This is a genomic window from Rhizobium binxianense, from assembly GCF_028994275.1.
Lineage (GTDB): Bacteria > Pseudomonadota > Alphaproteobacteria > Rhizobiales > Rhizobiaceae > Rhizobium > Rhizobium binxianense.
Genome location: NZ_CP118713.1, coordinates 2,038,396 through 2,063,148, shown reverse-complemented (window position 1 = coordinate 2,063,148; position 24,753 = coordinate 2,038,396). Strand labels below are relative to the sequence as shown.

The 24,753-nt window shown below is 61.5% G+C and carries 22 protein-coding genes and 1 riboswitch; of the genes, 14 read left to right on the top strand and 8 right to left on the bottom strand.

What is annotated here, in order from left to right; genetic code table 11:
* Window positions 1–36: 36 nt before the first annotated feature.
* Window positions 37–864: a TolB family protein gene (locus PO860_RS10275; RefSeq protein WP_273880848.1), complete on the top strand. Its 828-nt coding sequence runs from the start codon at window positions 37–39 to the stop codon at window positions 862–864.
* Here PO860_RS10275 and PO860_RS10270 read toward each other — a convergent pair.
* Together PO860_RS10270 and PO860_RS10265 are read right to left on the bottom strand one after the other, a co-directional pair.
* The gene (locus PO860_RS10270; RefSeq protein ID WP_273880847.1) at window positions 861–1,922 is read right to left on the bottom strand and encodes a 3-deoxy-7-phosphoheptulonate synthase; all 1,062 of its coding nucleotides are present in this window, start codon (window positions 1,920–1,922) and stop codon (window positions 861–863) included. The two genes, PO860_RS10275 and PO860_RS10270, sit on opposite strands and share 4 nt — an antisense overlap.
* Window positions 1,923–2,594: 672 nt before the next feature.
* Window positions 2,595–3,998 (bottom strand): MFS transporter, encoded by a 1,404-nt coding sequence (locus tag PO860_RS10265; RefSeq protein WP_275035517.1) that lies wholly within the window; start codon window positions 3,996–3,998, stop codon window positions 2,595–2,597.
* Between the two features lie 449 nt (window positions 3,999–4,447).
* A riboswitch (cobalamin riboswitch) is annotated at window positions 4,448–4,634 on the top strand.
* Between the two features lie 42 nt (window positions 4,635–4,676).
* On the opposite strand from PO860_RS10265, the gene bluB reads away from it, so the two are divergent.
* Entirely contained in the window at window positions 4,677–5,366 is a 690-nt protein-coding gene (gene bluB / locus PO860_RS10260; protein WP_273883811.1) for a 5,6-dimethylbenzimidazole synthase, read from the top strand.
* Between the two features lie 30 nt (window positions 5,367–5,396).
* Here the strand turns inward: bluB and PO860_RS10255 are convergent, their stop codons facing one another.
* Together PO860_RS10255 and PO860_RS10250 are read right to left on the bottom strand one after the other, a co-directional pair.
* The gene (locus tag PO860_RS10255) at window positions 5,397–6,488 is read right to left on the bottom strand and encodes a DUF2865 domain-containing protein (RefSeq protein ID WP_273883810.1); all 1,092 of its coding nucleotides are present in this window, start codon (window positions 6,486–6,488) and stop codon (window positions 5,397–5,399) included.
* A 174-nt stretch (window positions 6,489–6,662) separates the two neighbouring features.
* Window positions 6,663–7,253, bottom strand: coding sequence for a demethoxyubiquinone hydroxylase family protein (locus PO860_RS10250; RefSeq protein ID WP_273883809.1), 591 nt, complete (start codon window positions 7,251–7,253; stop codon window positions 6,663–6,665).
* Between the two features lie 162 nt (window positions 7,254–7,415).
* Between PO860_RS10250 and PO860_RS10245 the strand changes: the two genes are divergently transcribed.
* Window positions 7,416–7,952: a ribonuclease H family protein gene (locus tag PO860_RS10245; RefSeq protein ID WP_273883808.1), complete on the top strand. Its 537-nt coding sequence runs from the start codon at window positions 7,416–7,418 to the stop codon at window positions 7,950–7,952.
* A 65-nt stretch (window positions 7,953–8,017) separates the two neighbouring features.
* Here the strand turns inward: PO860_RS10245 and PO860_RS10240 are convergent, their stop codons facing one another.
* On the bottom strand, window positions 8,018–10,330 hold the full coding sequence (locus PO860_RS10240; RefSeq protein ID WP_183607132.1) for an NADP-dependent malic enzyme: 2,313 nt from the start codon (window positions 10,328–10,330) through the stop codon (window positions 8,018–8,020).
* 252 nt (window positions 10,331–10,582) lie between these two features.
* On the opposite strand from PO860_RS10240, the gene PO860_RS10235 reads away from it, so the two are divergent.
* Window positions 10,583–12,022 (top strand): FAD-binding oxidoreductase, encoded by a 1,440-nt coding sequence (locus tag PO860_RS10235; protein WP_272782457.1) that lies wholly within the window; start codon window positions 10,583–10,585, stop codon window positions 12,020–12,022.
* Between the two features lie 179 nt (window positions 12,023–12,201).
* Here the strand turns inward: PO860_RS10235 and PO860_RS10230 are convergent, their stop codons facing one another.
* A complete protein-coding gene (locus tag PO860_RS10230) occupies window positions 12,202–12,951 on the bottom strand; it encodes a histidine phosphatase family protein (RefSeq protein ID WP_275038296.1) in 750 nt (249 codons plus the stop codon).
* Between PO860_RS10230 and PO860_RS10225 the strand changes: the two genes are divergently transcribed.
* The 3 genes from PO860_RS10225 (at window position 12,928) to PO860_RS10215 (ending at window position 15,461) form a co-directional block, all read left to right on the top strand.
* Window positions 12,928–13,134: a hypothetical protein gene (locus tag PO860_RS10225; RefSeq protein WP_275038295.1), complete on the top strand. Its 207-nt coding sequence runs from the start codon at window positions 12,928–12,930 to the stop codon at window positions 13,132–13,134. The two genes, PO860_RS10230 and PO860_RS10225, sit on opposite strands and share 24 nt — an antisense overlap.
* A 104-nt stretch (window positions 13,135–13,238) precedes the next feature.
* Complete coding sequence (locus PO860_RS10220) at window positions 13,239–14,051, top strand: UDP-2,3-diacylglucosamine diphosphatase (protein ID WP_183607693.1); 813 nt, start codon at window positions 13,239–13,241, stop codon at window positions 14,049–14,051.
* A gap of 189 nt (window positions 14,052–14,240) precedes the next feature.
* Window positions 14,241–15,461 (top strand): MFS transporter, encoded by a 1,221-nt coding sequence (locus PO860_RS10215; RefSeq protein ID WP_183607135.1) that lies wholly within the window; start codon window positions 14,241–14,243, stop codon window positions 15,459–15,461.
* Here PO860_RS10215 and dgcA read toward each other — a convergent pair.
* Window positions 15,413–16,396: an N-acetyl-D-Glu racemase DgcA gene (gene dgcA / locus PO860_RS10210; RefSeq protein ID WP_183607136.1), complete on the bottom strand. Its 984-nt coding sequence runs from the start codon at window positions 16,394–16,396 to the stop codon at window positions 15,413–15,415. The genes PO860_RS10215 and dgcA overlap by 49 nt on opposite strands.
* 85 nt (window positions 16,397–16,481) lie before the next feature.
* On the opposite strand from dgcA, the gene PO860_RS10205 reads away from it, so the two are divergent.
* The 5 genes from PO860_RS10205 to PO860_RS10185 all read left to right on the top strand — a co-directional run bounded on the left by PO860_RS10205 (window position 16,482) and on the right by PO860_RS10185 (window position 21,929).
* Complete coding sequence (locus PO860_RS10205) at window positions 16,482–17,666, top strand: ABC transporter permease (RefSeq protein WP_272782459.1); 1,185 nt, start codon at window positions 16,482–16,484, stop codon at window positions 17,664–17,666.
* Between the two features lies 1 nt (window position 17,667).
* Complete coding sequence (locus tag PO860_RS10200) at window positions 17,668–18,513, top strand: ABC transporter ATP-binding protein (RefSeq protein ID WP_085737424.1); 846 nt, start codon at window positions 17,668–17,670, stop codon at window positions 18,511–18,513.
* Window positions 18,514–18,521: 8 nt separating this feature from the next.
* The gene (locus PO860_RS10195) at window positions 18,522–19,892 is read left to right on the top strand and encodes an MlaD family protein (protein ID WP_273880839.1); all 1,371 of its coding nucleotides are present in this window, start codon (window positions 18,522–18,524) and stop codon (window positions 19,890–19,892) included.
* A 24-nt stretch (window positions 19,893–19,916) separates the two neighbouring features.
* Window positions 19,917–20,528: an ABC-type transport auxiliary lipoprotein family protein gene (locus tag PO860_RS10190; protein WP_183607139.1), complete on the top strand. Its 612-nt coding sequence runs from the start codon at window positions 19,917–19,919 to the stop codon at window positions 20,526–20,528.
* Window positions 20,529–20,675: 147 nt separating this feature from the next.
* Window positions 20,676–21,929, top strand: a complete 1,254-nt coding sequence (locus PO860_RS10185) for a sensor domain-containing diguanylate cyclase (protein ID WP_183607140.1) — start codon at window positions 20,676–20,678, stop codon at window positions 21,927–21,929.
* A 9-nt stretch (window positions 21,930–21,938) separates the two neighbouring features.
* Here PO860_RS10185 and PO860_RS10180 read toward each other — a convergent pair whose 3' ends face one another.
* Window positions 21,939–22,814: a D-alanyl-D-alanine carboxypeptidase family protein gene (locus tag PO860_RS10180; RefSeq protein WP_183607141.1), complete on the bottom strand. Its 876-nt coding sequence runs from the start codon at window positions 22,812–22,814 to the stop codon at window positions 21,939–21,941.
* A gap of 364 nt (window positions 22,815–23,178) precedes the next feature.
* Between PO860_RS10180 and PO860_RS10175 the strand changes: the two genes are divergently transcribed.
* Both PO860_RS10175 and PO860_RS10170 read left to right on the top strand, forming a co-directional pair.
* Complete coding sequence (locus PO860_RS10175; protein WP_275038294.1) at window positions 23,179–23,928, top strand: aminoacyl--tRNA ligase-related protein; 750 nt, start codon at window positions 23,179–23,181, stop codon at window positions 23,926–23,928.
* Window positions 23,929–24,070: 142 nt separating this feature from the next.
* Window positions 24,071–24,739, top strand: coding sequence for a hypothetical protein (locus tag PO860_RS10170; RefSeq protein WP_273883802.1), 669 nt, complete (start codon window positions 24,071–24,073; stop codon window positions 24,737–24,739).
* Window positions 24,740–24,753 lie beyond the last annotated feature (14 nt).

Here is a 24,753-nt window from a genome sequence, read left to right as displayed (position 1 = left end):
GGATCGCTGACGGCGTGGAGATTTTTGGGAGGAAACATGCGCAGCTCGGTCGAGATCTATAATGTCAGGACGGGCAGGGCGCGCGAAGTCTGGCAGACGGACAGGCTGGTTGAAGCGCCGAACTTTTCGCCTGATGGTTCCTATCTGCTGCTGAACGGCGACGGGCTGCTCTACCGGCTGCCGCTCGATGGCGGCGAGGTCACCAAGGTCGATACCGGCTTTGCCGTCAACTGCAACAATGATCACGGCATTTCGCCCGATGGCACTCAGATTGTCATCTCCGACAAGACCGAATTCGGCAAGTCGGCGATCTACGTCCTGCCGATCGAAGGCGGTACGCCGCGGCTCGTCACGCAAAACCTGCCATCCTACTGGCATGGCTGGTCGCCGGATGGCCGCCAGCTTGCCTATTGTGGCATCCGCGACGACCTTTTCGACATCTTTACGATCTCTGTCGACGGCGGCGCCGAGACGCGGCTGACGCATGGCGAGGGCCGTAATGACGGACCGGATTATTCCGCCGACGGGCAATGGATCTATTTCAATTCCAGCCGCACCGGTTTGATGCAGATCTGGCGCATTCACCCCGACGGCACCGGGCTGGAGCAGGTCACCTCGGACAATCAGGGCAACTGGTTCGCCCATCCGTCGCCCAAAAACGACAAGGTGCTGATCCTGTCCTACGACCCCTCGATCTTCGATCATCCCCGCGATCTCGACGTGCGGCTGCGGCTGATGGACATGGACGGCGGCAATCTGAAGACGCTGTTCGAGCTGTTCGGCGGGCAGGGCACCATCAACGTGCCCTGCTGGTCTCCTGATGGCGAAGAATTCGCCTATGTGCGCTATTTCCCGACCGCCTAAACGCGAATCCGGCGCCGCTCGCGGGCGGATTGTGCCAGGTCTTCCAGCACCGCGACCGACATATCCCAGTTGATGCAGCCATCGGTGATCGACTGGCCGTAGACCAACGGCTTGCCGGGAAGGAGATCCTGGCGGCCGGCAACAAGGTTGCTTTCGATCATCATGCCCTTGATGTCGCGGTTTCCGGCGGCGATCTGCGCGGCGACGGATTTGACGACGCGCGGCTGGTTCATCGGGTCCTTGCCGCTGTTGGCATGGCTGGCATCGACGAGAATGCGCGGGGCGACGCCGAGCTTGACGGCTTCGGTGGTCACCGCTTCGACATCGGCCGCCTCATAGTTCGGCTGTTTGCCGCCGCGCAGGATGATGTGGCAGTCCTCATTGCCCTTCGTCGAGGCGATCGCCGCCTGTCCGTCCTTGGTGACGGCGGGGAAGTGATGCGGCTGCGATGCGGCCAGGATCGCATCGAGTGCGACGCGGGCGCTCCCGTCGGTGCCGTTCTTGAAGCCGATCGGGCAGGAGAGGCCGGAGGCGAGCTGCCGATGGATCTGGCTTTCGGTCGTGCGAGCGCCGATCGCGCCCCAGCTGACGAGGTCGGCAATGTATTGCGGCGTGATCGTGTCGAGGAATTCCACGCCGGCCGGAAGGCTCATGGCATTGATGTCGAGCAGCAGGCGCCTGGCAATCCTCAAGCCTTCCTCGATGCGATAGCTGCCGTCGAGATGCGGGTCGTTTATCAGGCCCTTCCAGCCGACGGTGGTGCGAGGCTTTTCGAAGTAGACGCGCATGACGATTTCGAGGTCGTCGGAAAAGCGATGTCGTTGCTCCTGGAGCCGCGCGGCATATTCCCGGGCGGCAACGGGGTCGTGGATGGAGCAGGGGCCGATGACGACGACCAGGCGATCGCCTTCGCCCTGGAGAATTTTATGGATCGCATCGCGATTGCTGGTCACGGTTTCGGTGACAACAGCGTCGCGGTGGATTTCCGCGAGGATATCGGCGGGTTTGGTGAGGGGCGTGATCTCGAGAATTCGCAGATCGTCAATGGTATCGGACACGGTATGGCTCCTGTTTGGTCATACCGGGTGGAACAAAAAAGCCGCCAGGTAGACTAGCGGCTGTTCGGGTTGTCGTCGCGTCGACTTCAGTTACGCATAGACCCGCATCCGCTGGAAGCAGCGGTACCAATAAAATCGCGAGGCGTAGATCGAAGTGGTCGACATCAGGCGTATGTAGCGTCGCAACCGCATGATGTCACGCAGAATTTGCGGCCTGAAAATCCGGCTCCTGCGGGACGACCAATCGTTACCGCAGGAGGCAAAAAGCATATCGCCCAAAAGCGCGCTGCTTCTGGGCGATATGAACGCAGAAGCTGAGATCAGAGAGCCTCGACGTTCAGGCCGACGGTGATGGCGCCGATCGGCCTTCCCTTGTCATCCGATATTGTGACGCTTGCCTGCGACTGCAGCGTCTAGGTCGATTCGTCCTTTTCGATCTCATCGACGAAGACCATGTCCTTGCCGGCGCCGAAGGATCTTGGGAACTTGCTCGCCTCCTCCGTCAACAGTGCGTTGCGAGCCCTTTCGGCGTCGAACGAGGCGCTCTGCTCGGCAGCGGCCCGGGAAAGGCCTAGTCGCCTTTCTGCAAGGCGCTGAAATCATAAAGTAGAATGGGATGCCGGAGCACACGCGTGTTATTTCGCTATCACGCCCACTGGAGATCTGCCTCGATCAGCTGTTTTCCGCGATCGCCTCTTCGGGCTCGGCCTGCCGGTGTTTGCGGCGGCGCGTCGTCAGTTCTGCGCCGGCATCGCGCGGCAGGCGCAGGAAGGTGATGCAGGCCAGCGCCGAAATTGCCGAGACGCTGAAGAAGGCGATGTGGAAATCCAAAACCAGCAGCCTGCCGCCATGGAAGCTGCTGGAAATTTCGAGGATGCCGCCGGCAATCGCCACACCCATCGCCATGGAGATGCGCTGGGCAACGGCATTGATCGCGGTCGCCTGGCTGCTGTCGGCATTGTCGATATCGCCGAAGGCCATGGCGTTGACGCCCGAGAAAGCCATGGAGCGGAACAGGCCGCCGATCAGCAGGCAGGCCATGATCAGGAACAGCGGCGTTTCGGCGGTGAACAGGCCGTTGATGCCGAGGAAGATCGCCGCCAGCAAGGTGGTGATCGATATGACGGTCCGGAAGCCGAAGGCATTGAAGGTGTGCGAGGCGGCGAATTTCGATCCCATCGAGCCGAGCGCGCTGACGAAGGTGACCGAACCCGATTGCAGCGGCGTCAGGCCGAAGCCGAGCTGCAGCATCAGCGGCATCAAAAACGGCAGAGCGCCGAGCCCCATGCGGAAGTTCGAAGCGCCGAGGATCGCCGCCCGGAACAGGGGATAGCGGAACATTTTCGGATCGAGAAGCGGATAGGGCGCGCGGCGGGCATGCAGGAGATAGAGGAGGCCGGCAAGAACGCCGATCGCCACCGTGACGTAGCCGTAGACGACGGGCACGGCCGGCAGGCTGATGACCGACAGGCCGAAGACGACGCCGGAAAAGCCGATGCCGCAGAGGAAGAAGCCGGGAAAATCCATCGGCCGCGGACTGCGCGGCTCGACCGCCGGCAGGAAGCGCGTGACGAGGATGATGCCGAGCACGCCGATCGGGACGTTGATCCAGAAGATCCAGTGCCAGGTGAGATAGGTGGTGAGGAAACCGCCGATCGGCGGCCCCATGATCGGGCCGATCAGCGCCGGAATGGTGAGCCAGGCCATGGCATCGACGAGCTCGTGGCGCGGTGTTCCCCGGACCAAAAGCAGGCGGCTGACCGGCGTCATCATCGAGCCGCCGGCGCCCTGGATCAGCCGCGAGACGACGAAGGCCGCGATCGAATGGGAAAAGGCGCAGGCAATCGAGCCGATCATGAAGACGAAGATCGCCAGGCGGAAGACATTGCGTGCGCCGAAACGATCGGACATCCAGCCGCTGATCGGAATGAAGATCGCCAGCGCCACGAGATAGCTGGTGACGGCCAGCTTCAGCGCGATCGGCGAGGTGCCGATATCGGCCGCGATAGCCGGCAGGCTGGTGGCGATCACGGTCGAATCCATCTGTTCCATGAACAGGGCGACCGCGAGGATCATGGGCGTGAGGCGGGGCACGGGCAACCGGGATGCTGTGAGGGACTATATCGTCCATACGCCTTCGGTGGCGATAGGGCCATAGAAACTATCGATGAAGGGGTTTGCCGAGCCGCTTCAAACCGACGCGGGGCGGGCGGTGCGTTGGAGACAGACGCTTCAAGGGCAAGCAACAAAACCAGGCAGCCGCACGGTCATCTTAGCCGGGTGCACCAACGCCCAAGAGAGCCTCATCCTGAGGTGCGCAGGCCAAAGGCCGGAGCCTCGAAGGGCGAGGCGGGTGCACCGGCGTGGACGCGAAATAGTGAACGACGAAAGAAGCGGCGCTGCGGCGTGTCCTTCGAGGCCCCTACGGGGCACCTCAGGATGAGGAATCGCGGCGGATGCCGCGCCGTCCTCTCGACCGCGTGCCGGCGCCGCCTGCTCGCGGCTTGCCGCCACCGCACTTTCCTGAAATACATGCGCTGTCAGGTGCCCGCCGATGAGGCGGGAGAATCGGGAATCCGGTGCAAGACCGGAACGTGCCCAACGCTGTAAGGCCGACGCTTGCCGCATCACTACGCCACTGGCTTTTGCCGGGAAGGCTGCGGCAGACGGATGACGCCAAGTCAGAAGACCGGCCTGGCAAGATAGACCCAACCCGCGCGGACGGCGGGCGGTTGCGTTGTTGGGGATTTGACGATGCGACCCTTTGATGAGGATGCCCTTTTGGCGGCGTCCGGTTTTTCGCTGGCCGAACGCGAGGCCGTTTATCACGCGATCATGACGCGGCGTGACGTGCGCAGTCAGTTCCTGCCCGATCCCTTGCCCGACCATGTCGTGGAGCGGCTGCTGACGGCTGCTCATCATGCGCCCTCTGTCGGCTTCATGCAGCCGTGGAATTTCATTCTGGTGAAAAGTCCAACCGTGCGAGCGCGCATCCAGCATGCTTTTTCGAAGGCCAACGAGGAAGCGGCTTTGATGTTTGAGGGCGAGCGGCGGCAGGTCTACCGTTCCCTCAAGCTCGAAGGCATCGTCGAGGCGCCGCTCGGCATATGCGTAACCTGCGATCCCACCCGCAGCGGCAGCGTGGTGCTGGGGCGCACGCACAATCCCAGGATGGATAGCTATTCCACAGTCTGCGCCATACAGAATCTCTGGCTTGCGGCCCGCGCCGAAGGGATCGGTATCGGATGGGTCAGTATCTTTCGCGAGGGTGACCTGAAGAGCATTCTCGGCATACCCGAGCATGTCGAGGTGGTCGCCTGGCTCTGCGCCGGTTTCGTCGACAAGCTCTACGACGAGCCGGAACTCTCCGTCAAAGGCTGGCGGCAGCGACTGCCGCTCGAGGAGCTCGTGTTTCACGACGGTTGGGGACGGCGAGAGCGCTGAACAGCGTCGCCTCGAACCCGGCTCGGCCAATCACTGCTGTTGTGGCTGCGGGCCCGGCGTTGCCGGATTGGCGAGGTCGATCGAGCCCTGATCGCCGGCGAGGAATTGCGGGCCGACCTGGCGGACCTTGTTCTGTGCGGGATCGTAAGGACGGTCGGGAACGGATGGCTGCGGCACGGCAGCGGTGGCAGCCTTCGCCGGCGGATTGGTTCGGATTGATGTGATCGAGCCCTGTTGCGGCGGTTCGCTCAAGGCTTGCTTGCCGCGCATCTCGTCGTAATAGGCGGTGAGATTGCAGGCGCAGGAGGACTTTTCGCCAGGCGTGCGGTTCTTATAGGCAAAAGCGTTCTTCATGGCGCTGTAGGGCGTGCCGGTTGCGACCGAGATCATGTTCGAGGCTTCGGTGCTCGTCACGTCACGATAGAACAGTTCCGTCTCGATCCCCGGGCACATCTTGGCGCAGGTCTCAGCGTCGCGGCCGAAATCGACCGAAGTGGCGTTCGAGCTGATCGGGAAGAAGCCGCCGTCGCAGCTGCGCACGCACATGGTGCTGACCGGCGAGAGCATCTCGGCCCGCGGCAGGCCGTAACGCGGATCGATCTCTTCACCGCCGCCGAGCGGAATGAAGGTATCGTTGCGCATCGCCTGCTCCTCGATGCTCGGGGCAGGGTCGGCGGCGTTGCGGTCGCTCGGCGCATAGAAGTTTTCGATGTTGCAGCCATTGCTGTCGAGAGCGGCAATCAGTTCGCGGCGCTCGCCATCATCGCCCTTCTGGCCGGCCAGCTCGTTGCGGCGGTCCTGGAGATAACCGATATTGTCGATCATGCGGGCTTCGGCCTGCGACAGCTCGGCGCAATAATCGTCATTCTCGCCGCCGATCACGACCATGCTGCCCGAGGTGCAGCCATTGCTGCGCAGCTCGTTGCGGACCTTGCGCAGCTCGAGGTTCTGCTCGGCCATGGCACTGGCATATTGGCGCGCTTCCGGGCCGTTGCTATTGCCGATCGATCGCGGCAGGTCGGCTAGGCGGCCGCGCAGATCCTCGCAGACGGCATTCGTCTGCGCGGCGGCAGGCGTCGCGAAGGCAAGGAGGAGAGCAAGAGACAGGTTTCGGCGTTTCACGGCGTCGTCCGGGGTGAGCAAAAAGTCGATCGGTCGATTGCGGCCTCGATCGCCGCGCGTTGTCTCTTAAGGTGTTTCTCTTAATAAGCTTGGAGAAAATCCTAGCGCATTTTCGCGAGCTTATCCAGCAGATGCGGGCAATCTTCCGTAAGGGGAGGTCGGGACAGCTTTGCGCTAGATCTGCCTGGAGCGCGCCATTTCGGCGCGCATCCAGCTTGAGTCTCCCCATGTAGAGAGCCAGATCATCAGATCGGTGAGCGCGGCGACGATGGGCAGAAGCAGCGCATAGCCGACGCCGCGCCGTGTCTGATTTTTCTCGGCTTCCCTAAGGTGAGCCAATTCCTCTTCCTGAATCGAGGCAATAAGGCCATGCAACTGTGGATCGCGGGTGTCCAGGAATGCCAATTGATCTTCCAGATGACGGTGAACCGTGCTTTCAACCGCCTCGGTACAGATCCAGACCATGTTGCGCCCACCGAGGGCTGTCAGGAAACCGAGCAGATACCCTCCGAGGCTCCAGAATGCCATGACGCGGCATGGCTTGGCATGCCTTGAGGGCATTGCGTCGCGAACCAGGCGGCAATGCTCGATTTCGTCGTTCCGCATGTCACAAAGCGCCGGCACGATGTCAGGAAACAGCCGGCGGGCCATCCAGATCTGTGCCCTGTAGATACGAATTGCGCCGAACTCGCCGGCATGATTGACCTTGAGAATACGACGAACGGTTACTGCGCGCTTACCGGCACTGCTTGACGGATTGTCCATGATCCACGTTGCCCCACAGTTCCCTGTCGGCAATAGGCACTGTTGCCGCCACCATCGTCAATGGTTGACACAACGGATGAGGTACAATTCGAATGTCCGCTTCGGGGCGGGCAGGCAGTCGCAAATCGCGCTGGCGCAGCGAAGGCGAAAAGAGCGGAGAACATGACGAGCATTTCCAACGAGCTTCACGTCCCCGCGACAACAGTCGGAATATCGGAAGCCCAACGCGGCCTCCACCTCTTCGTCGACGGTTGCTACGAACCCGGTTCCGGGCAGGGGGGCTGGGCTTTTGTCGCTTATCGCGATGCCGTGGAAATCGCGTGCGGATTTGGTGGCGTCGAAGATTCCGCCAATAATTCAATGGAATTGATCGCCGTGCTTAAGGCAGTCCTGTGGATCAATAGTGAAGCAACGGGCGAAGCCGTCATCATCTGGTCGGATTCCATCTATGCCGTCAAAGGCTGCAATGTCAGGCGACATATCTGGAAGAACAACGGCTGGAAGAAAAGCAGCCCGAATGGGAATGCCCGGAGGCGAACGATCGCCAATGCGGAACTGTGGAAGGCAGTCGATCGTCAGCTATCCCGGAACGCCCTGGTGACCGTTGCCTGGTGCAAGGGTCATTCCGGCGTTGCCGGCAACGAACGCGCGGATACGCTTGCGGATAAAGGGCGCCTGTCGATGCAGGGCGCCCGATAACTGTTGCATATCAACCGGTTGCAGATGCTCGGGACAAGCCCGAGCATGACAAGATGAGAAACCTGCTATGCCGGCTGCGATGCTTCGACGACAGCGAGGGCTGCCATGTTGACGACGCCGCGGGAGGTGACCGAGGGGGCGAGGATGTGGGCGGGCAGGGCGGCGCCGAGCAGGATCGGGCCGACATGCAGGCCGTCGGTCATCGACTTGACGACGCCGAGCGTGATGTTGGCGGCGTCGAGGTTCGGGAAGACCAACAGGTTCGCCTCGTCGTGCAGCGTCGTGTGCGGCATGACGCGTTTGCGCAGCGCCTCGGTGATGGCGCTTTCGCCATGCATCTCGCCGTCGACCTCAAGATCGGGCGCGGCGTCGCGCACGAGCTGCAGGGCATTGCGCATCTTCGTGGCGCTTTCGGATTCGCGTGAGCCGAAATTGGAATGCGAGACGAGGGCAGCACGCGGGGTGATGCCGAAACGGCGGATTTCCTCGGCCGCCAGTACCGTCGACTCGGCGACTTCCTCGGCGCTCGGATTGAAGGTGACGTAGGTGTCGGTGAAGAAGGTGGCGCCGCGCTGCGAGATCATCAGGCTGAGTGCGGAGAAATCGCGGACATCCTTGCGCTTGCCGATGATCTGGCGGACATCGCGCAGATGTTTCTCATAGCGGCCTTCGAGGCCGCAGATCAGCGCATCGGCCTCGCCGCGCCGCAACGCCAGCGCGCCGATGACGGTGGTGTTGGTGCGCACGATGGTGCGCGCAGCCTCCGGAATGACGCCGCGACGGCCGACGAGGGAGAAATAGAGATCGACATATTCGCGGAAGCGCGGATCGTCTTCCGGGTTGATCACTTCGAAATCCTGCAGCGGGCGGATGCGCAGGCCGTAGCGCTTGAGGCGCGTTTCGATGACCTGCGGACGGCCGATGAGGATCGGGTCGGCGAGACCTTCTTCGAGCAGCACCTGGGCGGCGCGCAGCACGCGTTCGTCTTCTCCTTCCGAGAAGATGACACGCTTGCGTTCGGCGGCCTTGGCTGCCGTGAAGATCGGCTTCATGACGAAGCCGGAGCGGAAAACGAAGCGGTTCAGCTGGTCGAGATAGGCGTCGAAATCCTGGATCGGGCGGCGCGCGACGCCGCTCTGCTCGGCGGCCTTGGCGACTGCGGGCGCGATGCGCAGGATCAGGCGCGGATCGAAGGGCGAGGGGATGAGATAGTCAGGGCCGAAGACCGGGGTCTCGCCGGAATAGGCACGCGCGGCGACGTCGGAGGGTTCTTCGCGGGCAAGGGCAGCAATGGCGCGCACGGCCGCCATCTTCATTTCCTCGTTGATCGTCTCGGCGCCGCAATCGAGCGCGCCACGGAAGATATAAGGGAAGCAGAGGACGTTGTTGACCTGGTTGGCGAAATCCGAGCGGCCGGTGCAGATCATCGCGTCAGGACGGGCAGCACGAGCGAGATCCGGCATGATCTCCGGCGTCGGATTGGCGAGCGCCATGATCAGCGGCTTGTCGGCCATCTGCGCCAGCAATTCCGGTTTCAGCACGCCGGCGGCCGACAGGCCGAGGAAAACGTCGGCGCCGCCGATATTTTCAGCCAGCGTGCGGGTGTCGCTCTTCTGGGCATAGACGGATTTCCATTCGTCCATCAGCTCGGTGCGACCCTCATAGACGAGGCCTTCGAGATCGTGGACCCAGATGTTTTCGCGTTTTGCCCCGAGAATCACCAGCAGGTTGAGGCAAGCGAGGGCGGCAGCACCCGCGCCGGAGGCGACGATCTTGACGTCGGCGATGTTCTTGCCGGCAAGTTCCAGCCCGTTCAGGATCGCCGCGGCGACGATGATCGCCGTGCCGTGCTGATCGTCGTGGAAGACGGGGATCTTCATCTTTTCGCGCAGGCGACGCTCGACCTCGAAACATTCCGGCGCCTTGATGTCTTCGAGGTTGATGCCGCCGAAGGTTGGCTCCAGCGAGGCGACGGTCGAAACCATCTGGTCGACGCTTGCCGCATCGATCTCGATATCGAAGACGTCGATGCCGGCGAATTTCTTGAAGAGCACGGCCTTGCCCTCCATAACAGGCTTGGAGGCCAGCGGGCCGATATTGCCGAGGCCGAGCACGGCGGTGCCGTTGGAGATGACGGCGACGAGATTGGCGCGCGAGGTATATTCTGCCGCCATCTCGGGATTGTCGCGGATAGCGAGGCAGGGGGCGGCAACGCCGGGCGAATAGGCAAGCGCCAGGTCGCGCTGGTTGCCGAGCGGCTTGGTCGCCTGGATCTCCAGCTTGCCGGGGCGGGGATAGCGGTGGAAGAAGAGCGCCTGTTCGTCGAGATCGCCGCTCGTCAGATTCTTTTCCGTCTTGGATTTTTCCGGGTGATCCATCGCCGCCTCCGTGCACGTCTTTTTTGGAGTTTCCTCCATACATCAATCGGCTACGGGGGACAGTATGGAAATGGGGGAAGGGCGAAGTTTTCATGAGGTGGGCAGAGGGGGTATCCACGCCATGGCCATTCGGCTTTCATGCCAAGCAGCAGCCGCAGTGAGCTAATCCTTTTGGGGAAACTTGTTTGACGACCTCAACGGGCGCAGGATGCCGCCGCGACGGTGCGGGGCGCCGGTCGCATGGAGGAAATCATGGACAATTTGAACCTGACGACCCTGCAAAGGGGTCAGACGATGGTCAATGACGTGGCTATCGATGCCTTTGCCGCCGGATTTCGCGGCAGTCTCCTGACCAACAAAGATATGGATTACAACGAGGCGCGGGCGATCTGGAATGCGATGATCGACCGCCGACCCGGGCTTATCGCGCGTTGCGCCGGTGCTGCCGATGTCGTGCGGGCGGTGCGGTTTGCGCGCGACAACAATCTGCTCGTTTCGGTACGCGGCGGCGGGCACGGCATTGCCGGCAACGCCGTCTGCGAGGGCGGTATCGTCATCGACCTGTCGGCGATGAAATCGGTGCGGGTCGATCCGCAGACCAAGCGCGCCAGGATCGAGCCGGGCGCAACGCTTGCCGATGTCGACAAGGAAACGCTGGCTTTCGGTCTGGTGTTGCCGACCGGCATCAATTCCACCACCGGCATTGCCGGCCTGACGCTCGGCGGCGGTTTCGGCTGGCTGACCCGCAAATTCGGGCTGACGCTCGACAATCTGCTTTCAGTCGATGTGGTGACGGCCGATGGCGAGTTGGTGAAGGCGAGCGAGACGGAAAGGCCGGACCTCTTCTGGGCGTTGCGCGGCGGCGGCGGCAATTTCGGCGTCGTCACCTCCTTCGAGTTCAAGCTCAACCCGCTCAACCCAGAGGTTCTGGCCGGGCTGGTCGTGCATCCCTTTGCCGATGCGGAAAAGGTGCTGAGGGAATATCGGCAGGCGCTGGAAGCGGCACCCGATGAACTGACCTGCTGGGTGGTGATGCGCCAGGCGCCGCCGCTGCCTTTCCTGCCGGCCGAATGGCACGGCAAGGAGATCCTGGTGCTTGCCATGTGCTATTGCGGAGACATTGCCGCGGGAGAGAAGGCTGCGGCCAGATTGCGTGCGATCGGAAATCCGATTGCCGACGTCGTCGGCCCGGTGCCGTTTACCGGCTGGCAGCAGGCATTTGATCCGCTGCTGACGCCAGGTGCGCGCAATTACTGGAAAAGCCAGGATTTCGCTTCGCTCTCGGATGCGGCAATCGACGTGCTGCTCAACGCCGTGCGCAAATTGCCGGGGCCGGAATGCGAGATCTTTATCGGCCATGTCGGTGGTGCGGCCGGGCGCGTGCCCACCGAGGCTACCGCGTTTCCGCAGCGCAGTTCGCATTTCGTCATGAATGTGCATGCGCGCTGGCGGGAGACCGGGATGGACGGAAGCTGCATCGACTGGGCGCGGGAGCTGTTCGAGGCAACCAAACCGCATTCCGTCGGCACTGCCTATATCAACTTCATGCCGGAGGACGAGACCGATCGGGTCGAAAGCGCTTACGGCGCCAATTACAGCCGCCTTGCCGAAATCAAACGGCGTTACGATCCGAACAATCTGTTTCGGATGAACCAGAACGTCAAACCCACGGCGGCCGTGCGGGCTGCCTGAGGGGATCGATAGGGAACCCCGGCGGTCGAAATCCCTCCCCCTTGTGGGGAGGGCCTATCCGGGTCCGAACCGGCTACATATTGGACAGTATGGACCGGTGACATGGTCGACAGGTTTTGTGGTCGGCATTTCCGGGATTGTCGCAGCGCTTGAACCAATCGACGTAACCCGCCGAAGACCTATCCACCAGTCTTCGGCGTGATCGTCACGTCGGCGCCATAGGCATCGCGCAGTTCACCTTCCTGTCCCGGCTGCCGGTCGGCGGCCTGGTGCAGCAGGATCGTCTCGTATCCTTGCGAGCGCGTCCCCTCGATCAGGGTGATATCCGCATTCCCAGGGTTGTCGGAGCGCTCGAACCACTCGACGGGGCGGTGCAGAAAATTCATTTCGACCGCCCGGTTGGTGACGCCATGACCGACGATGACGACGTTGTGGTCGCTATTTTCGGCGTCGTTCATGACGGTCTGCAGGAACAGGCGCACCCGCTGGGCCACATCCGCCCGGCTCTCGCCATCCGGCGGACGTGCGTAAAATTTGCCGCTGTTGCTGCGCAGCCTCGCCCATTTTTCGAATTCCTCGGGAAATTTCTGTTTCTGTTCGGCGTGGTCATAGATTTCGGTGAAGAGACCGAAATCCTGCTCGCGCAGCAGATAATCCTCCCTGACATCGCCGACAACGCTTTCCGGCAGGGCCGAGAGCAAGGCATCCTTGCTCTGCCGCGTCCTGAGGAACGGCGAGTACCAGATCTGCAGCCTGCCGAAATCCGCGCTCGGCAACGCCTTCAAATAGGAGGCGATTGCGCCGCCGGCTTCTACAGCCTGGCGATGGCCCCATTGCGTCAGCGGCACGTTGTGATCGCCGAATTGGCGATAGGCCTGTTCGTTGATGTTGCCGAGGGATTCGCCGTGGCGAACGAGAAAGAGACGCATCAGCCATCCCGCATGGTCGGATATGGAATCGCCGTCATCATGAACGCGCTCGATGCGGAGGGCAACATCGCCGTCGCACCGGACGGCGACACGTATTCTGCCGACGTGGCGACAGGCATTCTGCCTGCGCGACGACGGGCATGCTGCCCGCGCGACGACGGGCATTCTGTCCGCGTGGGATGAACAGTTTGCGGGGCTTTTCCCCGGCTTGTCATCTTCCTGAAACACGAGTCTGGTTTTGGAAGGCTAGATGAAAGATGGGGCATGAGCCGTAGCTCATGATAGACATGATGGAACCCAGACATTTCCGCACGCTCTTCATTTCCGATGTCCATCTCGGCTCGAAGGCCGCGAAGGCCGATTTCCTCTTGGATTTCCTGCGCCACCACGAGGCCGATACGATCGTGCTCGTCGGCGACATCGTCGACGGTTGGCGGCTGAAGCGCAGCTGGTACTGGCCGCAGGTCTGCAACGACGTCGTCCAGAAGCTGCTGCGCAAGGCGCGCAAGGGCACGCGTGTGGTCTATATTCCCGGCAATCACGACGAATTCCTGCGCGACTTCCCGGGGATGCATTTCGGCGGCATCGAGGTCGTCGAACGCATGATGCATGATGGTGCCGACGGCAAGAAATACCTGATCCTGCACGGCGACGAGTTCGACGTCGTCGTCCGCAATGCCCGCCTGCTCGCCTATCTCGGCGACTGGGCCTACGATACCGCGATCCGCATCAACATCCTGCTGGCGGCCGTGCGCCGCCGGCTCGGCATGCCCTACTGGTCGTTCTCGGCCTGGGCGAAGCTCCAGGTCAAGCATGCCGTCAACTTCATTGGCGAGTTCGAGCGCGTCGTGGCGGAGGAGGCCCGCAAAAGCGGCGCCGACGGCGTGATCTGCGGACACATCCATCATGCCATCATCCAGGACATGGACGGCATCCGCTACATCAATACGGGCGATTGGGTGGAAAGCTGCACGGCAGTCGCCGAGCATGAGGATGGCACCTTCGAGCTGATCACCTGGCGGGCGCTCGCCAGCGGCGTGCCGGCGGTTGCCGCCATGGAAATGCATAACGAAGGCGAACTGGCCCCCCAAGCTGCTTGATTTTGGCTGCTTGATTTTGACCGCCTGATTTTGCCGTCAGCGCATCGCCCGCGCTCTCGCGAATTTAGCCGTTACCGTCGGGGCGACCGCCCAATTTATTTTCTAAAACGTTACAGGACGGCTATTTCTCGCAATAGTCGCCTCCAGGGTGGTGTGTTAGGACAACGTCGAGTTTCCTTCAGGTCCCCCATGATTCCCGTTCAACATTCTCCGACAGGTGAGGGAGCGCCGCCGCGCTTCCGGCTGCTCAGCGCGCTTTCCTATTGCGCGCCGCTGCTCGTCAACGGCATCGTTCTGCCGTTCTTTCCCGTCTGGCTCGCAACCCACAGCTTCAGCGACCATGAGATCGGCATCATCCTTGCCATACCGATGGTGGTTCGCGTGCTGGTGGCGCCTGTCGTCGCCATGATCGCCGACCGTTTGAAGGAGCGCGCCGACGTGCTGCTCTGGTCGGGCGGCCTGTCGCTGCTGACGGCGATCGCGCTCTTCTGGACGACGAGTTTCTGGCCGGTGACGATCGTCTATGCGCTGCAGGGCGCCACTTTCGCGCCCTATCTGCCGGTCGTCGAATCCATCGTCATCTCGGGCGTGCGCCGCTGGGGGCTCGATTACGGGTCGATGCGCGTGTGGGGCTCGATCGCCTTCATCGTCTCGACGCTGGTCGGCGGCCAGCTGATCAGCCGGTGGGGCGGCGAGATGGTGCTTGATATCATGCTGTTCGGCTTTGCCATGACCGTGGTCATGGCGATCTTCTGTCCGCGCATCGGGCCGACGCGGCGCCGCGGCCAGCCGGTCAATATTCCAGCCGCCACCGGCAGCGGGTTGCGGGAACCGCACCTGTTGCTGCTGCTGATCGGCGTCGCCATTCAGCAGTCGAGCCATGCGGTGCTCAACGCGTTTTCGTCGATCTACTGGCACCATCTCGGCTTTTCCGGCACTGAGGTCGGCCTGCTCTGGAGCGCCGGCGTCGCTTCGGAGGTGACAGTGTTCTTTTTGTCGAAGCGTCTCAACCGGCGCTTCAGCGCCTGGACGCTGATCCGCTTCGGCTGCGCCGTCAGCGTCTGCCGCTGGATACTGTTTCCGATGAATACCGGCTTTGCCGGTTTCTTCCTGCTGCAATGTTTCCACGGCTTCACCTACGCCTTCGTGCATACCGGGGTGCAGCGGCGGATCGTGGCGACGGTGCAGGAGACACAGGAATCCTCGGCGCAAGGCGCCTATTTCTTCTATGTCGGCATGGCGATGGCGCTGATGACGCTGGCATCGGGTTATCTCTATGCCTGGCTCGGGGTCGTCAGCTATTACGTCATGGCGCTGGTGGCGTTCTCCGGCCTCGGTCTTGTCATCTCGGCCTACTACCTTCAACCCCAGAGCGCGCTTTCGGGCGGAAAGACCAGGGAAGCGGCGTAGCGCAGGCCGAGCTCTCGGTCGCGGGCCAGCAGCAGCGGGCCATCGAGATCGACGAAATCGGCATTCTGGGCGAGCAGCACGGCGGGCGCCATGGCGAGCGAGGTGCCGACCATGCAGCCGATCATAATGCTGAACCCGAGCCGTTCGGCCTCGGCCTTCATCACCAGCGCCTCCGTCAGCCCACCCGTCTTGTCGAGCTTGATGTTGATCGCGTCGTAGCGGTCGGCAAGGCTTGCGAGATCGCCGGTATGGTGGACGCTTTCGTCGGCGCAGACCAGTAGCGGCCGGCGGATTTCGGCGAGCATTCCATCGCGGCCGGCCGGCAGCGGCTGCTCGACGAGGGTTACACCAGCTTGCGCGGCAATATGGAGATGGCGCTCCAGCACCGCTTCCGGCCAGCCTTCATTGGCATCGAGGATGATGGCGGCATCGGGCGCCGCGGCGCGGACGGCGCGGATACGGCTTTCATCGTCGCCGGTTCCGACCTTGACCTTGAGCAGCGCGCGGCCGGCATGTTCGCGCGCCTGGGCGGCCATTACCTCCGGTTCGCCGAGCGAGATGGTGTAGGCGGTGGTGAGCGGCCTCAATTTGGCAAAGCCGAGACGAGCCGCGACGCTTTCACCCGTTCGTTTCGCTTCCAGGTCCCAGAGGGCGCAGTCGACGGCGTTGCGGGCAGCGCCCGGCGGCATTGCCGAGAGCAGGTCGTGGCGCGAGATGCCGGCTTCAACAAGCGGACGCGTCGCCTCGATCTGGGCGAAAACGCTCTCCATGGTCTCGCCATAACGGCGGTAGGGCACGCATTCTCCGAGCCCCCGCGCACCGTTTTCGATGAGCATACAGGTGATTACTTCGGCCTCGGTCTTTGCGCCGCGCGAGATGGTGAAGGTCCCGGCAATCGGAAAGGAATTCATCTGGATATCAAGGGTGCGCGGCATTATTGCTGTCCTGCGAGCATGGAAATTGCAGCTTGCTTCTGTATATTGGCGCGTCGGCGTCGAACGATCCGTTCGCGATTCGGCAATGTCGCCGCAAGCCTTGAAAGACATAAGTATCTTGAACGCAGAGAATCGCAACGCTGCCTCGCTTGACGTGGACGACCAGGCCGATGGTTCGGGGCAGCATGTGCGTCTCAGCGGCAATTGGCGCAGCGCCTATATCCATCTCGTGCTGCGCGACTTCGAAAAGCTCCTCCATCAGAAGACCGGCGACCTGACGGTCGACCTCTCTGATATTTCGGATATCGACACCGCCGGAATCTGGCTGCTGTGCCGGCTGAAGAAGGAAGCGGAGGCGGCTGGACGGACGGTTCGCTTCGAAGGCACCAATCCGCATATCGACGAAATGCTTGCGATGTTTTCCGAGGAGCCGGCCAAACCCGAACCGGAGCAGCAGGAGAAGGTCTCGCTTGTCGCGCGCATCTTCGCGCCTGTGGGCAGGATGACCTACGACCTCTGGGACAATTTCGCCGCCTCCATGTATATCCTCGGCTCGGCGGTGCGCGGGGCGCAGATGAAGTTCGGTCGCGGCAGCGGCGTTTCGCCGGCCTCGATCGTCAACCAGATCGACCATATGGGCGTTCGCGCCGTTCCGATCATTCTTTTGATGTCGTTTCTGATCGGAGCGATCATTGCCCAGCAGGGCGCCTTCCAGTTGCGCTACTTCGGTGCGGAGGTCTTCGTCGTCGATCTTGTCGGCATCCTGCAATTGCGCGAAATCGGGGTGCTGTTGACCTCGATCATGATCGCCGGCCGTTCGGGCAGCGCGATCACCGCCGAAATCGGCTCGATGAAGATGCGCGAGGAGATCGACGCGCTGAAGGTGATGGGGCTGAACCCGATCGGCGTGCTGATCTTCCCGCGGCTGGTAGCGCTGACCATCGCGCTGCCGCTTCTGACGGTGCTCGCAAATTTCGCCTCGCTTGCTGGCGCGGCCGCCGTCGCCTGGGGTTATTCCGGCATCACCTTCGCCAACTTCCTGTCGCGCCTGCACGAGGCGGTGACGCTGTCGACGGTGCTCTCAGGCATGATCAAGGCGCCGTTCATGGCGCTTGTCATCGGTATCGTTGCCGCCGTCGAAGGGCTGAAGGTCGGCGGCAGCGCCGAATCGCTCGGCCAGCACGTAACGGCCGCGGTGGTGAAGGCGATTTTCGTCGTCATCCTGATGGACGGGCTTTTTGCGATGTTCTATGCAGCGATCGATTTCTAGCATGGCGGACCGCGTGGACGAGCAATCGAACGAAATCGAGAAAGACGGCGAGGGCAGGGACATCGTGCTTTCGGCGCGCGACGTCACCGTCGCCTTCGGCTCCAAGGTCGTGCTCGACAATCTCAATCTGAATATCTACCGCGGCGAGATCCTCGGTTTTGTCGGTGCGTCGGGCACCGGCAAATCGGTGCTGATGCGCACGGTGCTCCGGCTCTTGCCGCGCCGCTCCGGCACGATCAAGATCCTCGGCCAAGATTTCGACGAGCTCGACGAACCGCAGCGCAACGCGCTGGACATGCGGCTCGGAGTGCTGTTCCAGCAGGGGGCGCTGTTTTCGTCGCTGACGGTCAAGGAAAACATCCAGGTGCCGATGCGCGAATATCTCGACCTGCCGCGCTCGCTGATGGACGAACTGGCGCATCTGAAAATCCGCATGGTGGGTCTGGCGGCCGATGCCGCCGACAAATACCCGTCCGAACTGTCAGGCGGCATGATCAAGCGCGCCGCCCTTGCCCGGGCGTTGGCGCTCGATCCCGAACTCGTCTTCCTCGACGAGCCGACCTCGGGTCTCGATCCGATTGGTGCGGCCGAATTCGATGAACTGATCGCCAACCTGCGCGATAGTCTGGGACTGACCGTGTATATGGTCACACATGACCTCGACAGCCTGTTTTCGGTCTGCGACCGTATTGCCGTGCTCGGAAAGAAACGGGTAATGGTGGAAGGCACGATCGACGACATGCTGGCCTATGACGATCCGTGGGTGCAAGCCTACTTCAAGGGTAAGCGGGCGCGCTCGATCGTGCCGCAGGACGATGGCGCGCGCCACGGCGTGAGCGGGAAGTGACCGGATAAATGGAAACCAAAGCCAATTACACAATTGTCGGTTTTTTCACGGTGCTGGTGATCGCGGCGGCCTTCGGCTTCGTCTACTGGATGGCCGAATATGGCCGCGGCGGCCCGATGACGGAACTGATCGTGCGTATTCCGGGTTCCGCCAACGGCCTCAGCGTCGGCTCACCGGTGCGCTTCAACGGCATCCAGATCGGCTCGGTGCAGACATTGTCGATCGATGCCGACGATCCGCAATATTCGCTGGCCTTCACCCAGGTGCGCACCGATGCGCCGATCTACCCCTCCACCAAGGCCGCCCTAGAAATCCAGGGCCTGACCGGAGCTGCCTATATCGAACTGTCGGGTGGCCGCAAGGGCGAGGAAAGCATCCTTCAACATGCGATCGACAACGGCAAACGCGCCGTCATCGTCGCCGACCAGTCGAGCGTCACCAACCTGCTGGCGACCGCCGACAAGATTCTCGATCGCGCCAACGACGCGGTCGGCGAACTCCAGGGCTTCATCCAGGATTCACGCGCTCCGCTGACCGAGACGTTCAAGAATGCCGAGACGTTTTCGGATGCGCTGGCCAAGAATTCCGGCAATATCGATGCCTTCCTGCAAAGCGTCGGTGAGCTCTCCAATACGGTGAAAGCAGTGTCCGGCCGTGTCGATTCGACGCTTCAAGCTGTGGAATCGCTGGTCAAGGCTGTTGACGCTCAGAAGATCAACAATATCGTTTCCAACGCCGAGAAGATCACCGCCAACGTCGCCGATGCCTCGGGCGACCTCAAGGGGGCGATCCAGAAGTTCGACCAGACGGCCACCACCTTCAACGATTTCGGCAAGCAGGCACAGGCGACGCTCGACCGCGTCGACACGCTCGTCGCCCAGATCGACCCCGCCAAGGTGAAGGGTTCCGTCGATGACATCGCGCAGGCGACCAAGGATGCGCGCACCGCCGTCGCCTCGATCCGCGATGTCGCCGATACGGTTTCGGCCCGCAAGAAAGATATCGACCAGACGATCCAGGACGTCTCGCAGCTTACCAACAAGCTGAATTCGGCCTCGACCCGCATCGACGGCATTCTTATCAAAGTCGATGCGCTGCTCGGAACCGATAACACACAATCGCTGTTCACCGAGGCGCGCGATACGCTGGAATCCTTCAAGAAAGTCGCCGACAACCTGAATGCGCGCATCGGGCCGATCGCCGACAATCTGCAGAAATTCTCGAGCGGCGGCTTGCGCGACGTGCAGACGCTCGTCAACGACATGCGCGGAACCGTGAATAATCTGAACGATACGATCACCAACTTCGACCGCAATCCGCAACGCCTGATCTTCGGCGGGGACACGGTCAAGCAATATGACGGCCGGACGCGGCGTTAACTGGGAAGTCAGGGGTAGCCTAATATGGTCGCATCGCATCTGTTGTCGCGCCGTTCATGGATCAGAGGAACGGTGATCGCGCTGCCGCTGACGGCGCTGATCCTTTCCGGGTGCGGCACCGCGGCCAAGAACGATACCTATGACCTGTCCGCTGCCGTCGACGGCGACGGACCCGCGGCCAAATCCCGCCAGGTCCTGATCGCCAGCCCGACGGCGCTGAAGGCGCTCGACAGCGAGCAGATCGTCATCCGCGTCTCGTCCTCGGAAATCCAGTATCTGTCGCGGGCGCAGTGGGGCGACAAGCTGCCGCGCATCGTGCAGTCGAAGCTGGTCGAGGCCTTCGAGAATTCCGGCAAGCTCGGCGGGGTCGGCATGCCGGGGCAGGGGCTGGCGATCGATTACCAGGTCGTCACCGATATCCGCTCATTCGAGATCGACGCCTCCAACGGCAATCAGGCGGTGGTCGAAATCTCCGCCAAGATCCTCAACGACCGCAACGGTTCGGTGCGTGCCCAGAAGCTATTCCGCGCCACGGCGCCGGCCGGCGGCGACAATGTTGGCTTCGTCAAGGGTCTCGATCGCGCCTTTTCCACGGTGGTTTCCGAGATCGTCAGCTGGACACTGCGCTCAATCTGAGATGGCGTTTCGCGACCGCTGCGTCGACATCAAGGGTTGCTGATTTCGAAAAATATTTGGTCCCGTCAGAATGGGGTTGCCATCGTATTCAATTTTTTCACGAATTTGTGGAACGCATCATGTTATCGCTGTCAGGAGGCATGCTGCATGGTGGTCGCACGAGTATTCGGAAAGTCGTCATCGGAAGCGCTCCAGCGCGAAAATGCTCGCCTGGCCGCGCTGCAGCAACTCGACCTTCTCGACACGCCGAGGGACGAAGGCTTCGAGCGGATCGTCCGGCTGATAAAGCAGATATTTTCCATCGACATCGGCATCGTATCGCTGATCGATGGGCACCGGCAATGGTACAAGGCCTGCTCCGGCCTGTCGGCCGACGAGGTGTCGCTCGAAGACACGTTCTGCCGCTGCGTGGTGGATTGTGACGAGCCTGTTATCGTCCAGGATGCCACCAAGGATACACGCTTTTCAAAACATTCCGCGGTGACCGGCGAGGATCATATCCGCTTCTATGCCGGCGTGCCGTTGAGGACGAAAGCCGGGCACATGATCGGAACGGTCTGTGCGATCGACCGCCGGCCAAGATCGTTCGGCACCAGAGACCTCAGCATTCTCGAGGAGCTGGCGGGAGCGGCGATGGACCGCATCGAGCTCATGCAGTCGGCCGCCACCGACAGCCTGACCGAGGCGATGACGCGGCGTGCCTTCAAGCAGGAAGCCGATCAGCTGATTTCGCTCGCCCTGCGGCACCAGCATGACCTGTCATGCATCGTCTTCGATATCGACCATTTCAAGCGGGTGAACGATACGCATGGGCACGCTGCGGGAGATGAGGTTCTCAAGGCGGTTGCGTCAATCTGCAAGACGACCCTTCGCGCCGGCGATCTGTTCGGGCGGATCGGAGGCGAGGAATTCGCCGTCGTCCTGCCGCATGTCGATCGGGAGGGGGCTGTCGCTGTCGCCGAAAAACTCAGAACCGCCATCGCCTCACAGCCGATCCGCGGTGATCATGGCGTTCTCCACGTGACGGCTAGCTTGGGAAGCTCGGCGCTCTCGATCGTCAGCAAGGAGATCGAGACCCTGCTGGCTCAGGCGGATGCCGCGATGTATCAGGCCAAACATGCTGGCCGGAATCGCTGCGTATCATGGAGTTCCATTCATGCCGATCACGCCATCGGCGCTCGGCGGCGTGTCCTGAAGGCAGGTTCGATATTGTTCAACGATCGCCGCTCGACCATCGACTGCACTGTCAAATCCATCGGCTCGGAGAGTGCAGGCATTTCGGTCTCCAATACGGCAGGTATTCCTTCGGAATTCATCCTTGCCATCAAAGGAGAAGGGTTCGAAACGAATTGCAGGGTAATCGCCCAAGACCGGCAGCACCTGGAAGTAGCCTTTAGATAGAAAGCAGCCCTACTTCGTCGGCTGCGTGTCCGTCATCGTCGCTCCGGGCTGTTTGACTGGCGTGGTGGATGCTGTGGCGGTCGAGGACGACGGCAGCGCGCTGTCCAGCAGGCTTGCCATCTTGTCGTCGCGCAGGCTCGCGGTCTTTTCGCCCATGACGACGCCGACAACGCGGCGGCCGTCCTTCAGCGCCGAGGTCACGACATTGTAGCCGGATGCATCGGTATAGCCGGTCTTGATGCCGTCGACGCCGTCATAGCGATACATCAGGTTGTTGTGGCCGCGCAGCTTCATGCCGCGGAACTGGAAGCCGCGCATCGAGAACAGCTTGAACTCCTCGGGGAAGTCCCGCATCAGCGAAATGCCGAGGGTCGCCATATCACGCGCCGAGGTGACCTGCTCCGGATCGGGGAGGCCCGAAGGATTCTTGAAGACGGTATTCGTCATGCCGAGCTGGCCTGCCTTGTCGGTCATCGCCTTGGCAAAAGCCTGTTCGGAGCCGCCGAGCTGTTCGGCGATCGCCACGGCAGAGTCGTTGGCAGACAGAACGACGATGCTTTCGACCGCTTCGCGCAACGTCACCTGGCGGCCGGCGCCGACGGCGAGTTTGAAGGGCTCCTTGCTCTCGGCGTTTTCCGACATGGTCAGCTTCTGGTCCCAGGTGAGGCGTCCCTCGTGCAGGGCTTCGAAGGCGAGATAGAGCGTCATCATCTTGGTCAGCGATGCCGGATAATTCAGCTCATCCTGATTGGAGGCTTCGAGAACCTGACCGGACTGCGCATCGACGACGAAACTTGCCTGGCCGGCTTGAGCCAACGTGAAAGCGCCCATCAGCAAGGCGGAAGAGAGCGCGGTGGCAAGGAGCCGGGAGGTCGTCTTGATCATCAATTGCAGTCTCTGTCGTTGGACGGTGTTGTTGGCCTAAACGCAAGCCGATCTAGAAAGTTTGTGACGGAATGAAGGACAAGGGGCAATAAAAAGAGGCCTATCCACAACTGATTGCTTTTGTCTCACCGTCGTCGGTTTTGACAATGGGACGCATCGCACTTAGAAAATTCCCATGAGCATGAAGAGCGCGCCTTTCTTCCGTTATATCCGCACCTGCGTGCAGGTTGCGATTGCGCGCGCTTTTGGCGGACGAGGTCTCCACGTCCAGCCGTGACGTCAGGGCGCTATCGGCGTCCGGCGCGCTGCTGGACGTAAAGCCCCCTCACCAGGTCAATCAAGGCTGCCCAAGGAGACAGGCACCGTGCTCAATCTTTATCATGTCAATTCGCTCGTCCATTGGGAGGAGCGCGAGATCCATCTGCGCGACCATATGATCGGCTTCTTCTCGCAAGAGGTCCGCGGTTTTCTGAGATCGGTCAATCCCGCCTGGGATGTGCGAAGGGTCGAGGCGCCGGCGCTGATGCCGCGATCGCTGGTCTCAAACGCCTATTCGAATGCCGATATCTGGGTGCAGGAACAGCTTTCCGCCGGCGATACCGCGCTGGTGCTGAGACCGGAGACCACGCCGTCGACCTATGCCTATATGCAGCATATTCTCGGCAATCACTCGAAGACGCAGCTGCCGCTCTGCGTCTGGCAGGCGGGCCGGTCCTACCGGCGTGAACAGGAGCAGCCGACGAAACATGTGCGGCTGAAGGAGTTCTGGCAGCTCGAATTCCAATGCGCCTTCACGGCCGACAGCGGCAACGACTATCATGCCGTCTGCCTCGAACCGGTGCGCCGGATGATCGCCTCGCTGATCCATCTGCCGACGCGCATCGTGCCCTCCGACCGGCTGCCGGCCTATTCCGAGGTGACGATGGATATCGAGGTCGACAATGGCGACAAATGGATGGAGGTCTGCTCGATCTCGCGGCGCACGGACTTTCCGCAGCGCTACCGGTCGCAGCCGAAGAAGGGAGCGGCTGTCGACCATGACGTTCTCGTCCTCGAAATCGCCATCGGCCTCGATCGCTGCGTTTACAACTGGGGCATAGCGGCCGATCGGTAGATGGGAAGCCGGGGCCGCATTGCGGTCCCGGTTTTCGCCGCTACAGTTGTTCACGAATTTCCGCAGCACTTTGAATTGCTGCATAATTCCGATTTAAGAAATTATACGATAGCAGCGTTACGCTGCGAGGGGTGGGATTTCTATGATGCGCTCGGCAATGGTTTTGGTCGTCGGCATATGTGTGCTCGTTTTCTCACCCTTTTCCGCCTTTGCGTCATCCGGACGCTCCGTTCCGCGTTCGCTAGTTCCTCAGATGTTTCTGTATGAGGAGAAACCGGAGAAGGCACAGCCGACGACGGTTCCCGGTTCTGTCACCTGGTCAATCGATATGCGCACCGACGCCAGCGGACATTCCGATCCTGTTATCCAAGCGCACATCGCGGTGCCGAAGCGTCACCTCACTGCAGTGCTGACACTGGAACGGAATGCAGATCCCTCCGTTTCCGCAAGCCACCTCGTTGAATTGTCGTTTCGGATCGCGCCGGGATTTAAGGGAGGCGGAATTTACAGTCTCCGGTCCATGTCAATGAAGGCGACGGAAGGCGATCGCGGTGACACATTGATAGCCGTCCCCGCCAAGGTCACGGACAATCTTTACATGCTGGCGCTCAATGATCTGCCTGAGGCTCGTGCCAAGAACCTTGAACTGCTTGAACGCCAATGGATCGATTTGCCGATTTCCTATCAGGACGGCAAACGAGCACTGCTGACGCTTGAAAAGGGCGCCGACGGTGAACGTGTGTTCAATCAGGCCATCCAGGCTTGGGCGTCAGATGATCTTACCGGGACTGCTGCCGGCAATGCACAATAGAAGATATCAGCAGT

What these genes read in the sequence shown, in the direction of transcription:
- PO860_RS10275 (WP_273880848.1), top strand. Translation starts at nt 37, where the DNA reads ATGCGCAGCTCGGTCGAGATCTATAATGTCAGGACGGGCAGGGCGCGC.
- PO860_RS10265 (WP_275035517.1), bottom strand. Translation starts at nt 3,998, where the DNA reads ATGATCCTCGCGGTCGCCCTGTTCATGGAACAGATGGATTCGACCGTG.
- bluB (WP_273883811.1), top strand. Translation starts at nt 4,677, where the DNA reads ATGCGACCCTTTGATGAGGATGCCCTTTTGGCGGCGTCCGGTTTTTCG.
- PO860_RS10250 (WP_273883809.1), bottom strand. Translation starts at nt 7,253, where the DNA reads ATGGACAATCCGTCAAGCAGTGCCGGTAAGCGCGCAGTAACCGTTCGT.
- PO860_RS10245 (WP_273883808.1), top strand. Translation starts at nt 7,416, where the DNA reads ATGACGAGCATTTCCAACGAGCTTCACGTCCCCGCGACAACAGTCGGA.
- PO860_RS10240 (WP_183607132.1), bottom strand. Translation starts at nt 10,330, where the DNA reads ATGGATCACCCGGAAAAATCCAAGACGGAAAAGAATCTGACGAGCGGC.
- PO860_RS10235 (WP_272782457.1), top strand. Translation starts at nt 10,583, where the DNA reads ATGGACAATTTGAACCTGACGACCCTGCAAAGGGGTCAGACGATGGTC.
- PO860_RS10230 (WP_275038296.1), bottom strand. Translation starts at nt 12,951, where the DNA reads ATGCGTCTCTTTCTCGTTCGCCACGGCGAATCCCTCGGCAACATCAAC.
- PO860_RS10220 (WP_183607693.1), top strand. Translation starts at nt 13,239, where the DNA reads ATGATGGAACCCAGACATTTCCGCACGCTCTTCATTTCCGATGTCCAT.
- PO860_RS10215 (WP_183607135.1), top strand. Translation starts at nt 14,241, where the DNA reads ATGATTCCCGTTCAACATTCTCCGACAGGTGAGGGAGCGCCGCCGCGC.
- dgcA (WP_183607136.1), bottom strand. Translation starts at nt 16,396, where the DNA reads ATGCCGCGCACCCTTGATATCCAGATGAATTCCTTTCCGATTGCCGGG.
- PO860_RS10205 (WP_272782459.1), top strand. Translation starts at nt 16,482, where the DNA reads ATGTCGCCGCAAGCCTTGAAAGACATAAGTATCTTGAACGCAGAGAAT.
- PO860_RS10200 (WP_085737424.1), top strand. Translation starts at nt 17,668, where the DNA reads ATGGCGGACCGCGTGGACGAGCAATCGAACGAAATCGAGAAAGACGGC.
- PO860_RS10195 (WP_273880839.1), top strand. Translation starts at nt 18,522, where the DNA reads ATGGAAACCAAAGCCAATTACACAATTGTCGGTTTTTTCACGGTGCTG.
- PO860_RS10190 (WP_183607139.1), top strand. Translation starts at nt 19,917, where the DNA reads ATGGTCGCATCGCATCTGTTGTCGCGCCGTTCATGGATCAGAGGAACG.
- PO860_RS10185 (WP_183607140.1), top strand. Translation starts at nt 20,676, where the DNA reads ATGGTGGTCGCACGAGTATTCGGAAAGTCGTCATCGGAAGCGCTCCAG.
- PO860_RS10180 (WP_183607141.1), bottom strand. Translation starts at nt 22,814, where the DNA reads ATGATCAAGACGACCTCCCGGCTCCTTGCCACCGCGCTCTCTTCCGCC.
- PO860_RS10170 (WP_273883802.1), top strand. Translation starts at nt 24,071, where the DNA reads ATGATGCGCTCGGCAATGGTTTTGGTCGTCGGCATATGTGTGCTCGTT.